Source organism: Euzebya rosea (assembly GCF_003073135.1).
In the GTDB taxonomy this organism is placed as follows: Bacteria; Actinomycetota; Nitriliruptoria; order Euzebyales; family Euzebyaceae; genus Euzebya; species Euzebya rosea.
This window is the reverse complement of sequence record NZ_PGDQ01000016.1, coordinates 66229-78667: the sequence shown is the minus strand read 5'-3', so window position 1 is coordinate 78667 and position 12439 is coordinate 66229. Positions and strand designations below refer to the sequence as shown.

9 protein-coding genes are annotated in these 12439 nt (G+C 69.8%); 3 read left to right on the top strand and 6 right to left on the bottom strand.

The window, feature by feature from the left end:
- The first annotated feature begins 179 nt into the window (after nt 1-179).
- The 3 genes from CUC05_RS19620 to CUC05_RS19610 are packed head-to-tail and all read left to right on the top strand — an operon-like array spanning nt 180 to nt 3705.
- The gene (locus tag CUC05_RS19620; RefSeq protein WP_108667832.1) at nt 180-986 is read left to right on the top strand and encodes a succinate dehydrogenase cytochrome b subunit; all 807 of its coding nucleotides are present in this window, start codon (nt 180-182) and stop codon (nt 984-986) included.
- Between the two features lie 44 nt (nt 987-1030).
- On the top strand, nt 1031-2953 hold the full coding sequence (locus tag CUC05_RS19615; protein WP_108667831.1) for a fumarate reductase/succinate dehydrogenase flavoprotein subunit: 1923 nt from the start codon (nt 1031-1033) through the stop codon (nt 2951-2953).
- 11 nt (nt 2954-2964) lie between these two features.
- On the top strand, nt 2965-3705 hold the full coding sequence (locus CUC05_RS19610) for a succinate dehydrogenase/fumarate reductase iron-sulfur subunit (RefSeq protein WP_108667830.1): 741 nt from the start codon (nt 2965-2967) through the stop codon (nt 3703-3705).
- Nucleotides 3706-4331: 626 nt separating this feature from the next.
- Here the strand turns inward: CUC05_RS19610 and CUC05_RS19605 are convergent.
- The 6 genes from CUC05_RS19605 to CUC05_RS19580 all read right to left on the bottom strand — a co-directional run bounded on the left by CUC05_RS19605 (nt 4332) and on the right by CUC05_RS19580 (nt 12409).
- The gene (locus tag CUC05_RS19605) at nt 4332-4922 is read right to left on the bottom strand and encodes a GTP-binding protein (RefSeq protein ID WP_108667829.1); all 591 of its coding nucleotides are present in this window, start codon (nt 4920-4922) and stop codon (nt 4332-4334) included.
- Between the two features lie 53 nt (nt 4923-4975).
- Nucleotides 4976-5323 (bottom strand): DUF742 domain-containing protein, encoded by a 348-nt coding sequence (locus CUC05_RS19600; protein WP_108667828.1) that lies wholly within the window; start codon nt 5321-5323, stop codon nt 4976-4978.
- Between the two features lie 13 nt (nt 5324-5336).
- Nucleotides 5337-5747, bottom strand: a complete 411-nt coding sequence (locus CUC05_RS19595; RefSeq protein ID WP_108667827.1) for a roadblock/LC7 domain-containing protein — start codon at nt 5745-5747, stop codon at nt 5337-5339.
- A complete protein-coding gene (locus CUC05_RS19590; RefSeq protein ID WP_108667826.1) occupies nt 5744-8284 on the bottom strand; it encodes a sensor histidine kinase in 2541 nt (846 codons plus the stop codon). Before CUC05_RS19590 ends, CUC05_RS19595 begins: the two co-directional genes overlap by 4 nt.
- A gap of 79 nt (nt 8285-8363) precedes the next feature.
- Nucleotides 8364-10562: a diguanylate cyclase domain-containing protein gene (locus tag CUC05_RS19585; protein WP_108667825.1), complete on the bottom strand. Its 2199-nt coding sequence runs from the start codon at nt 10560-10562 to the stop codon at nt 8364-8366.
- Nucleotides 10559-12409 (bottom strand): CHASE domain-containing sensor histidine kinase, encoded by a 1851-nt coding sequence (locus CUC05_RS19580; RefSeq protein ID WP_108667824.1) that lies wholly within the window; start codon nt 12407-12409, stop codon nt 10559-10561. Before CUC05_RS19580 ends, CUC05_RS19585 begins: the two co-directional genes overlap by 4 nt.
- Nucleotides 12410-12439 lie beyond the last annotated feature (30 nt).

The window sequence follows — 12439 nt, the reverse complement described above, 5'->3', positions numbered from 1 at the left end:
TTCGTGGTAGTTGGAAACGTAACAGTTGAACGTTGAACTAGCAACCCCTGTTGCGGGTGGAATCCGTGGAATCCCGTTTCGGGGGTCGCCGCTGATACGCTGCCGGCTAGCTGTACACACCCCTCCCGGCCAAGGGTTCCGATGGTCGGTGACGATCTCCGCACTTGGGAGCAGGACCGATGAGCACGACGACTCCGCGCAGCAATGACGGCGCGATCAAGCCCCTCGAGAAGGCGCCGGTTCCGCACCGTGAACGCCCGAAGATGTGGGTCCGTGACTTCTACGGCACGGCCATGGGCAAGAAGTACGTCATGGCCCTCACCGGGATCATCGGCCTGGGGTTCATCGTCATCCACGCGGTCGGCAACCTGCACGTCTTCGAGGGGGCGGCCAAGTTCACCGAGTACGGCGAGGGTCTCCGTGACATCGGCGAGCCGCTCGTGCCACGCACCTTCCTGCTGTGGATCGGACGACTCGGCCTGCTCGGCGCGCTCGTGGGCCACGTGCACGCGGCGTACTCGCTGACCCTGATGAACCGCAAGAAGCGTCCCGTCGCCTACCAGGCGCCGCGCGAGTACATCGCTGCCGACTACGCCTCGCGCACGATGGTCTACACGGGCACGATCGTGCTGGCCTTCATCCTGTTCCACCTGGCCGACCTCACCTGGGGCCTGGCCAACCCGGACTACGTCCGCGGCGCGATCACCAACAACCTGGTCGCCAGCCTGTCCCGCATCCCCGTGGCGCTGTTCTACATGGTGGCCGTCCTGGCCCTCGGCATGCACATCTTCCACGGCACCTGGTCGCTGTTCCAGACGATGGGATGGTCCAGCAAGCGCTTCAACCCGTGGCGTCGCTACCTGGCGGTCGGCCTGGCCGTCGTGGTCACCAGCATCAACCTGACCTACCCGCTCGGGACGATGTTCGGCGTGATCGACTGCGGCGAGGAGTGCCAGGCCATCGCCGAGGAGTTCTCCGCCGAGTGACACGGCGGACGAACGGCTGACGAGAAGAAACCGAGAGGAACGACATGACCGTGCTCGACTCCAGGGTCCCCGACGGCCCGCTTGCGGACAAGTGGACCAACCACAAGTTCAACATGAAGCTCGTCAACCCCGCCAACAAGCGGAAGTACGAGATCATCGTGGTCGGCACCGGCCTCGCTGGTGGCGCCGCTGCGGCCACCTTCGGTGAGCTCGGCTACAACGTGAAGTGCTTCACGTTCCACGATTCGCCCCGGCGCGCGCACTCCATCGCCGCCCAGGGCGGGATCAACGCCGCGAAGAACTACCACGGTGACGGCGACTCGGTCTACCGGCTGTTCTACGACACCATCAAGGGTGGCGACTACCGCGGGCGCGAGGAGAACACCTACCGCCTCGCCGAGGTGTCCAACAACATCATCGACCAGGCGGTCGCCCAGGGCGTGCCGTTCGCCCGTGAGTACGGCGGCCTGCTGGACAACCGCTCCTTCGGTGGTGCCCAGGTCAGCCGGACGTTCTACGCCCGTGGCCAGACGGGCCAGCAGCTGCTCCTCGGCGCCTACCAGGCGTTGGCCCGCCAGATCAGCCTCGGCACGGTCGAGATGCACATCCGGTCGGAGATGCTCGACGTCGTCGTCAAGGACGGCCAGGCCTGCGGCATCGTCACCCGTGACCTGCTGACGGGTGAGATCACCTCCCACTCCGCCCACGCCGTGGTGCTGGCGACCGGTGGGTACTCCAACGTCTACTACCTGTCGACCAACGCGATGGCCTCCAACGTCACCGCTGCGTGGCGCGCCCACCGCAAGGGCGCGTTCTTCGCCAACCCCTGCTACACCCAGATCCACCCGACCTGCATTCCCTCCTCCGACGAGCACCAGTCGAAGCTGACGCTGATGTCGGAGTCGCTGCGCAACGACGGCCGCATCTGGGTCCCCAAGGACATCGACGACACCGGCAAGCCGGCCGCCCAGATCCCCGAGTCCGACCGGGACTACTACCTGGAGCGCAAGTACCCCTCCTTCGGCAACCTGGTCCCGCGCGACGTCGCGTCCCGCAACGCCAAGACGATGGTCGACGCCGAGCTCGGGGTCGGTCCGCTGAAGAACGGCGTGTACCTGGACTTCTCCCACGCCATCGAGCGCCTGGGCGAGGACACCATCAGCGCGCGGTACGGCAACCTCTTCGAGATGTACGAGCGCATCACGGGGGAGAACCCCTACCAGCGCCCGATGCGCATCTTCCCGGCCCCCCACTACACCATGGGTGGGCTGTGGGTGGACTACGAGCTGCAGACGACCGTGCCCGGCCTGTTCGCCGCCGGCGAGGCCAACTTCTCCGACCACGGCGCCAACCGCCTGGGTGCCTCGGCGCTCATGCAGGGGCTGTCGGACGGCTACTTCGTGCTGCCCTACACCATCGGCAACTACCTGGCTCCGAAGCTGGGCGAGAAGGTCGTGCCCACCGACGACCCGGTCTTCAAGCAGGCCGAAGCCGACGTGGGCGACCGGATCCACAAGTACCTGTCGGTCAACGGGACGCGGACGGTGGACTACTTCCACCGCGAGCTCGGCAAGATCATGTGGGACAACTGCGGCATGGCGCGCAACGCCAACGGCCTGGAGAAGGCGCTCGGCGAGATCAAGGCGCTCCGGGAGGAGTTCGAGACCGACGTGCGGGTCCTCGGCAGCGCCGACACCATGAACATGTCGATCGAGAAGGTCAACCGCGTCGCCGACTTCTTCGAGCTCGGTGAGCTGATGTGCCAGGACGCGCTGATGCGTGAGGAGTCCTGCGGCGGTCACTTCCGCGAAGAGCATCAGACCGAGGAGGGCGAGGCCAGGCGCGACGACGAGAACTTCCAGTTCGTCGGCGCGTGGGAGTTCACCGGCGACACCGGGAACGCCACCCTCCACAAGGAGGAGCTCGTCTTCGAGAACGTCACCCCGACCACCCGCTCGTACAAGTAGGCGATCATCTGATGAAGCTCACCCTGAAGGTCTGGCGCCAGCCGTCCCCCGATGCTGCCGGTGCGTTCGAGACCTACCAGCTCAACGAGGTCAGCGAGGACAGCTCGTTCCTGGAGATGCTGGACCAGCTCAACGAGCAGCTGGTCAACGACGGCAAGGAGCCGGTCCACTTCGACCACGACTGCCGCGAGGGCATCTGCGGGTCGTGCGGGCTGATGATCGACGGCCAGGCCCACGGGCCCCAGCGGTCGACGGCCACCTGCCAGCTGCACATGCGCCAGTACAGCGACGGGGACACCATCACCGTCGAGCCGTGGCGAGCCTCCGGCTTTCCGGTCATCAAGGACCTGGCGGTCAACCGCTCGGCCTTCGACCGGATCATCGAGGCGGGCGGCTACATCACCGTCCCGACCGGGTCGGCGTCCGACGCCAACCTGACCCCCGTCCCCAAGGACGTCGCTGACGACGCGTTCGACGCGGCCGCCTGCATCGGCTGCGGTGCCTGCGTGGCGGCCTGCCCCAACGGTGCGGCCCAGCTGTTCACGTCGGCCAAGATGAGCCAGCTCAACATGCTGCCCCAGGGCCAGCCCGAGCGGACCGAGCGCACCCTCAACATGGTCGAGACCATGGAGGCGTTCTTCGGTTCCTGCACCAACATCGGCGAGTGCTCGGTGTCGTGCCCCAAGGACATCTCCCTGGACTACATCGCGCAGATGAACAAGGACTACCTGAAGGCCAAGTTCAGCGGATAGGTTTGGTCCTCGCTCCGCTCGTCGGGTCCTCGGGCTCGTGACCGACGATCCGCGGCGGCTTCCTCGACCCCTCGCTTCGCATCGGGGCACTGCGGGAGCCACCACGGAGTCGTCGGCGCCCTGCGGCGGTGCGTTGGCACCTCGGTGGGCCCCGGCACACTGGTGTGTGGGATCGACAGCTTGAGGTGCGGCTGATCGCACCCACCCTTGGGTGAGGTGTGGCTTCGACGTCACAAGGGGGCGTGCAGCCCACACGCGGCCGCACCCCGGGTGGGATCGGCCATCCTCAGAGGTGCCCATCGCGCACGCCGTTTCTGATCACGGCGGCCCCACCGGGCGTCGTGCGGGGGTGCGTGAGGACGCCGGCGCGCTCCGCACACGACTGGTGTGTGGGAACGACAGCTTGAGGTGCGGCTGATCGCACCCACCCTTGGGCGAGGTGTGGCATCCACGACACGAGGGGGCGTGCATCCCACACGCGGCCTCACCCCGGGTGGGGTCGACCACCTCCAGGGGTGCCTATCGCACACGTCACCTCGACCACGGCGACCGAAGTGACCACCGACTGCCGCAGGGCGCCGGCGAAACGCGAGCGAGGACCAACGAACAACGAGCTGGAGAACCGGCTAACCCAGCGTGGCCCTGGCGCGGGCCATGGCATGGCGGACGACGGAGGCCATCGCGACCTTGACCTGGGCCTTGTCGCGGGCGTCGGTGAGCATGACGGGGGTGTCCTCGCCGACCTGGAGGGCGTCACGAACGGCCTCGGGGGAGTGCAGCACCTGGCCGTCGAAGCAGTTGATCGCGACGACGAACGGGACGCCCTTCTGCTCGAAGTAGTTGATCGCCGGGAAGCACTCCTCGAGGCGGCGGGTGTCGACCAGCACGATGGCGCCGACGGCACCCTGCGTCAGGTCGTCCCACATGAAGCTGAAGCGGTCCTGGCCGGGGGTGCCGAACAGGTACAGGTACAGGTCGTTGCCCAGGGAGATGCGGCCGAAGTCCATGGCCACGGTCGTGTGGGTCTTGCGTTCACCGACGATGGAGGTGTCGTCGACGCCGAGGCTGGCCTCGGTCATGGGCACCTCGGTGGTGAACGGCGTGATCTCGGTGACGGCGGTGACCATGGTGGTCTTGCCAACGCCGAAGCCACCGGCGATCACGATCTTGACCGACGTGGGGCCTCGACGCACCGGGCGTGGTGGCGGGGTGTGCATCGAGTGGGCCTCGTTGGGGAAGGGGCTTTGAGAGGGATACGTGGCAGTCATGGCTACAGGGCCTCGATTCCGTCGAGCAGTTCACCGAGGAGGGTGATGTCGCGGTGGGCGGGGACAGCGGTCGGTGCCTCGACGGCGCCGGCGTGGCTGATCAGTCCGGACGCGAGCAGGTCACCGAGCAGGACACGGATGACGCCGAGCGGCACGTCGAGGCCGGCGCTGAGGTCGACCAGGGACTGCGGCGTTCGGCACTGCTCCAGCAGCTCCAGCTGCTCGGGGCCGACGTCCTCGCCGGGTTGGACGCCGCTGGCGACGACCATGGACTCCATGGACAGGTTCGCCTCGGCACGAGTCCTGCCGCCCACGAGGGCGTAGGGTCGAAGTCGGCGTGCTTCGCTCACGTCTGGATCACCCTCACCGTGGTAGCTGTGCGCGGAGGTCCTCGATCAGCTGGGGGCTGAGCGCGGTGCCCACCTGCTGGCCCAGCGTGCGCATCTCGTGGCCGATCAGCCCGATGTCGCTGCCGGCGGTTGCCAGGACGGCCAGGACCGCGCCGTCACGCAGCGACGTGAGGACGATGTAGCCGTTGTCGTAGGCCACCATGACCTGCTTGAGGTTGCCGGCATCGAACACCCGGGACGCGCCACGGGTGATCGAGGCCAGCGAGGACGCGACGGCGGCCACCCGGTCGGCGGTCGCGCGGTCGAGGCCCTCGGAGGCGGCGATGAGCAGGCCGTCGATGCTGACGACGACCGACTCGATCACCCCGGGCGTCCGGCTGCTGAACCCGCTGAGGAGCCAGTTGAGGTCGGTGCCGGCGTTCACTTGGCGCTGTCCCGCTGAGGGAACGGTGTTGACCACGACGAGGTACCTCCGTAGGGGGTGGTGGGGGGAGTGGGTGCGGCCGCCGGGACGTCATCGACGGGCAGTGACGCAGGCGAGGGCAGTGATGCAGTCGAGGGCGTCGCAGTCGCCGGCGGTGGGGTCTGGACGGCGGGCTGCTGCGGGGCAACCGGGGCCTGCTCGGCCGTCCCGGCGGGGAACGACGCGGACGGGGGCCCCTGGTCGAACCCGCTGATCAGGTCCGAGACGGCGGCCGGATCGAACTCCACGGTCCTGCCGTTGCTGGCACGGGCCAGGCTCAAGCCGCTGGCCGGTTCGTCGCTGGAGGGCTGGCGCTGGGGGAGCAGGGGCGCCCGGGTGGGCAGCGTGCTGGCGACGGGCTGGACGTCGGGCGGCAGCGGAGGTGGCGTCGCCGGGCTGGCGTCGAGCAGTCGCTGCATGACCGACAGGGCGTCCGGAGCGGCGTCCTCGGAGAAGCGTGCGGGTGCCCCGGTCGGGGTTGGTTCCACGAAGCGCTCCACGGGCGGGGTGGACGACAGCAACGCCGCGGGCTGGATGGGCCCGGCCGGCGCAGCCGGTTCGACCGACTGGGCCACGACCGACGCCAACCCGGACGGTCCGCTCCTGGCCTGGGGCGGGGTGACGAAGAGCGTGTCGGGCAGCCACACCAGCACGTGCAGGCCGGCGGGCTCGCCGGGCCGGATGTCGATGGCGACGCCGAGGCGCTGGGCCAGCAGGCCGACGACGTACAGGCCGAGGCGGCGGGACTCGGCTGCTTCGAGCAGCGGCGGGGCCATCAGGCGCGCCTTGGCCTCCTCCAGGTCCTGGGCGTCCATGCCGAGGCCCCGGTCGGTGACGGTCACGGTGACGCCGCTCGCCTCGCGGGCCGTCGTCACCGTCACACGTGTGTTGGGTGGGGAGAAGTTCGTGGCGTTCTCGACCAGCTCGGCGAGGAGGTGCGACAGCGGGGTGGCGGCGTACCCCTTGACGTCGACGGGAATGCCGACCCGGACGTCGACCCGGGCGTACTGCTCGGTCTCGGCCGCGGCGGTACGGATCACGTCGACCAGCGGCTGGTGCGAGGCGTCACCGGACCCGGGCAGCTGACCGGTGGACAGCAGCAGCAGGTTCTCGGCGTTGCGGCGCATGCGGGTGGCGAGGTGGTCCAGGCGGAACAGCTGCGAGAGCTGCTCGGCGTCCTCCTCGCGCTCCTCCATGGTCTCCAGCAGCGACAGCTGCCGTTCCACCAGGGACTGTTCCCGGCGGGCGACGTCGGAGATGGTCTGGGCGACACCATGGCGGGTGCGTGCCTGCTCCAGGGCCACCGTGGTCGCCTGGTCGGTCGCCGCGCCCAGGGCGCGGGCGAGGTCGCCCAGCTCGTCACGCCGGTTCAGCAGCTCGGTGCTGACGGCGTCGTCGAGGACGGTGGTGTCGACGTCCTCGCCGCGGCCCACGGCCTCCACGGTGTCGGGCAGGACGGTTGCGATGCGGCTCGCCAGGGTCGTCAGGCGGTTCAGCGGACGCACCACGCTGCGGCTCAGGGCGTAGACCAGGTAGACACCGAAGAGGAGTGCGAGCACGACGAGGCCGCCGATGACGAGCGTGGTCCGTGTCGCCTCGGTCTGGAGCTCGTCTGCGGCGGACAGGCTGGTGGCAGCCATCTGCTGCTCGACGGTCCGGAGGGTGCGGGCGGCATCCCGGTTGTCGGCGGCGATCTCGTCGATCGTGCCGAGGTTGCCGGCCTGCAGGCCGCCGGCGACCCGGGAGACCTCGCTGGAGGGATCGATGTCGGCGGTCTCCTCGAGCAGCGCGACCTCGGCGTCGGTGGCGAGCCGGTGGAGGGAGTCCAGCCACAGCGCCTGCTGGTTGGCCAGCGCGGAGACCTGCCGGCCGGCGGTGCCCGAGTCGATGCTGCCGGCCACGGCCAGCAGGATGGTGTCGCCACGGTCGAGCGCCGTCGCCTTCAGTCGGGCGTACGCGGCGCTGGCGAGCAGCCGGGTGTGGATGACCGGGTTGGTCACCTCGGGGATCAGGATGTCATCGATCCCCAGCAGGGCGCTGACCGGGACGTCGTAGGCCTGCTGGACCTGCGCGTCGAGCAGGCTCCCCGCGTCGATGTCGCCGCGCCGCACGACGATGTCGTCGGCGGCGTCGAGGGCACGCTGGACGGCCTCGGCCACGGGGGCCGACAGCTCCGCCAGCAGGGCGGGGGAGGCCAGCTCGTGCATGCGGGCCAGGCTCGTGTCGGTGGTGGTCCGTGCGGCCAGCAGGTCCTCACCTGACATGTCCATGCCGCCGTCGTCGCCGAGGTGGAACGCCTCCAGGGTCCTCGTCCGTTCGATCTGGAGGTCGTGCACCAGCGAGTACTGGGCGTCGGCGAGGTCCACGAGTGATGCGAACTGCTGGGTCTGGGCCAGCACCTCGGTGCTGGCCCGCAGCTGGATGCCGGACAGGGCCAGCATGGCCACAGCGGGCACGAGCATCAGGGTCATCAACCGGAGGCGGATGCTGCTGCGCATGTGTGTGGTTCTTCCGTTCAGTGGCGACGTCGGACGTGGGAAGGCGTCCCTTTCACCACTTCTTCGGTCGAACGGGCGGTCACCTTGAGGGAACGGTCGTCTCCGGCTGCGGGATGACGCCCCGGGCGCCGGACGGTCCACGACCGGCTGCCCTCAGCAGCGCAGCGGGCAGCTCCTCGATGCGGTCCTTCAGGACGAACGGGACCTGCAGCTCGGCCTCGAACCGTTCGAGCTCCGGCGCGGACGTGGCGGACCAGAAGATGAACCGCTGATCGGGAAGGTGGCGTCGCACGGCGACGACCACGTCGGGGCCCGAGACGACCGGCATCATGACGTCGCACAGCACCAGGTCCGGGGCGAGCTCGTCGATCTCCCTGATGGCCGTTTCGCCGTCGGCGGCCTCGCCGATGACGATCAGGTCGGTGCCGCTGGACTCCAGGATCCGGCCGGCCAGCAACCGCATCGCTGGGTCGTCGTCCACGATGTAGACGGTCAGCGCCTCACCAGCGGTGGGGACGGTGACGCTTCGGGCCAGCTCCTCGGGCCGCTGCTCCTCGGGTGCGCCCTTGCGCTCCCGCTTGTCGGCCAGCATGGCCTCGTCGGCCTTCACGACCAGGTCGAGGTCCAGGGTCTCGCCCGGACCCGCGATCGCCCAGCCGACGCTGGCGCCGATCTCGGCCGGCCCGCTGGTGGTCACGTAGACCTGGTTCAGCAGCTCCTGCAGGCGCTGGGCGATGTGCCTGACCTCGAGGTCGGCCATGCCAGGATGCAGGTCCTCGCAGAGGACCACGAACTCGTCGCCGCCGAGCCGGGCGGCGGTGTCGGAGGACCGCAGGGTCGAGCGGAGGCGCAGCGCGACCTGGACGAGCACCTCGTCGCCAACGGCGTGGCCGAGGTGGTCGTTGACACCCTTGAAGCCGTCGAGGTCGACGACGATCAGGCCGGTGCCGGCCCCACGCCGCAACGCGGTCCGCTGTGCCTCGCCCAGCCTGTCCATCAGCATGGTGCGGTTGGGCAGGCCGGTCAGGCCGTCGTGCAGGGCGCGGTGTCGCAGCTGCGTGGTCTCGGCGCGCGAGGCCATCTCGGCCTCGTGCCTCGTGGTGACGTCGGTGACGGTCATGACCACGGCCGGATCCTCGGGGGCCTCGCAGCCGGGCAGCAGGCGCGTCGAGGCGCTGATCCATCGGAGGGTGCCGTCGGGGCGTTCCATGCACAGGAGCTGGCCGTCGACTTGGTGGCCACCGAGGGCACGCGCAGCGGGGAGATCCTCGGCCGCGATGGGGCGGCCGTCGCGATCGGTGAACGCGTAGCCCTCGAAGCTGTTGGCCGTACCCATCGTGGCGTCGGGGTCGATGGCGAACAGCCGACCGGCTGCAGGGTTGATCCGCAGCACCCGACCGGCGCCGTCGAGCACGAGCAGGGCCTCGGCCAGGGAGTCGAGGATGGTCCGGTGGGTCGCCTCGGTTCGTGCTGCCCGCTCTCGTTCGCGTTCCAGCCGGTACGCCACGACCTGGATGAGGCAGACCGCGAGCGCGACGGCGACGACCCTGGTCTGGGCGGTGGTCGCAGTGATCTCGTTGCCCGGCATCGCGGCGAGGGCGGTCGCGCCGGTCAACCCGAGGCCCAGGACGAGGCTGTTCTGCCAGGGGCGAGTACGGGAGGCAAGGACGGGCGCGGCCACGAGCCCCAGGATGCGAACGGCAGGGAGCGTCGTCATCGCCGCCCCGGCGGCTGCGGCAAGGATCACGCTGGCGGTCACCGTCGGCCACCACGAATGACGGCCGGTCGGTGCGGGCAGGGCCATGGGGGCGATGATCAGGAGCGTGGTGGCCAGCGACATGCCGGCACCCACCGCGTCGGTCATCCAGTCGCCGGAGATGGCGTCAGGGAGGGGCAGGGCGGCGGTGATGGCACCGGAAACCGTGGCGACGACCGTGGTGGAGGCCATCACCAGGAACGTCAGGTCGAACTCGGGGCGGGTGGATCGCGCCCGGCGATTCCACACGGCTGCCAGTCCAGCGCAGAACGCCAGCGAACCCAGGGCCGCGAACAGTCGACGCGCGTCGAGGATCGGGACCGTCGCCACGACCCCGAGGAGTGCCGCGCTCACGAACGTGGGTCGCCGGCAGAGGACTGCCGCGAACGCCACCGCACCCACGGGGGTCCACATGGGCGTTCCGGCCCCCACCGGCGCGATCGCCAGCCCCTGGAGCACACCGGTACCCGCGGCGACCAGGAGGAAGGTCGCTGCGGGATGGAGGCGTGGGGGTGCGGTCATGGTGATGTGGGTGCCATCTCATCGGCCCGGCGGGCGCTGACCTGAGCACAGGGCAGACCGATGACAACCCTCGTCCCGCCGCTCGGGGCGTCCTCGAGGTGTATGCGACCGGCCATGCGCATCAGCTGGGCCCGGGCGACCGTCAACCCGATGCCCGTGCCCGCCACCGTGCTCACCTGGGCCTCGTGTCCGCGGTGGAAGCGCTGGAACACCCGTTCGCGGTCCTCCGGGGCGACCCCCGGGCCCCGATCGTCCACGACGACCTCGACCCAGTCGGCGCCGTCGACCAGGCGGACGGTGACGTCGATCGGGCTGTCGGCGGGGGAGTAGCTCCACGCGTTGTCCAGCACGTTGTGCAGGGCTCGGCGGACAGCCACCGGATCACCGTTGGGTGTGGCGAACCGGGCCGCCCCATCGACCGTGATGGTGACCACGTGCGCGAACGGGAGGCGCTCGACGACGTCGGCGACCATCTGCTGGAGGTCCAGCTCCATCGTGACGGGCGACGGTTGTTCGTGCTCGAGCCGGGCGAACTCCAGGACCTCCTGCAGCATGTCCGACATCGACTCCGCCCCGCGGGCGAGCTGGCCGACGAAGTCCCTGCGGTCCTCCTCGCTGAGCTCGTGGCTGTGGTGCTCCAGCAGCGAGGCGAACCCTCGGATGGAGGTCAGGGGCGTTCGCAGCTCGTGGGAGACCGTGACCAGGAACTCGGTTCGCGACTGGTCGGTCCGTCGCAGCTCCGCGTTGGCCGCTTCCAGCTCGTCCTGGCTGCGGCGCAGGTCGGCGGTGCGAACCTCGACCTGGGCCTGGGCAGTGGCCTCCCGTGTCCGGAGCACGTGGACGAGGGCGGCGATGACGATGGTCAGCAGCAGGCCAGCTGCACCGAGTGCGAGCACCGGCCACCGGTTGGTCCGGGCGAAGGCGGCCGTCGGAGACGTTCGCACCTCCCATGTGCGTCCCGCGACGTCCAGCCTGGCCGAGGCCGTCGTGGTCGCCGTCGGGTCCCCGACGAGGAGCGTCGGCTCGATCGACCCGCCGGCACCCGGCCCGAGGTCCCAGACCTGGACGTCCAGGGCGAGGGCGGCTGCCGGTCCCCGGTCGACGAGGGCGGCCGGCTCGACCGCAGCCAGGAAGCCGCCCACGAAGCCGTCGCGGCGAGCGGCGACCGTCGAGGGGATGGCGCCGGTGTCGTAGGTCGGGACGAAGAGGATGACCGCAGCCGGGTCGTCGGGCACGACCAGCTCGACCGCCGCGCTGATCGTGGGCAGGCCGGAGTCCCTCGCACCCTCGATGCCCGCGAGACGGTTTGGTTCGCTGGCGAGGTCGAACCCGAGGGCGCTGCTGTTGGGTGCGTGGGGGACGACGCGCTCGACGACGAAGGCCTGGTCCGTCGGAGAGGGGTGCACGGTGACCTCGACGCCGTCGCGGTCGCTGATGGCGTTCTCGTAGGCGGCGAGCTCGCGCTGCTCCACCCGACGGAAGAGGGCCACGGCACGCGCGAGGGGGATGGTGCCCTGGTCGAAGCCGTTCTCGAGCGAGGTCGTCATCTCGCGCGTGTGGATCGGCCAGTCGTGCAGGACCGGATGCGCCAGCGCATGATCGGCTGGATGGGCCAGCGCCTGGATCGTGGCGATGTCCCGCATGGCGATCAGGGAGGACTCCAGGGCATGGAGGTCCGCGTGGAGCGCGGCCAGCATCGCGTCGGTGGCCCGATCGACCTGATCATCGTGGTCGCGGTCCATCGATGACGCCAGCGCCGCAGTCACCACCCCGGTCAGCACGAGGCCGAGCACCACCGCCAGGGTGGCTGCTCGTCGGACGACCGCTCGCTGGAGCACGTGGGACATGACGAGGATCCACTCGGCTCCCGAAACGGG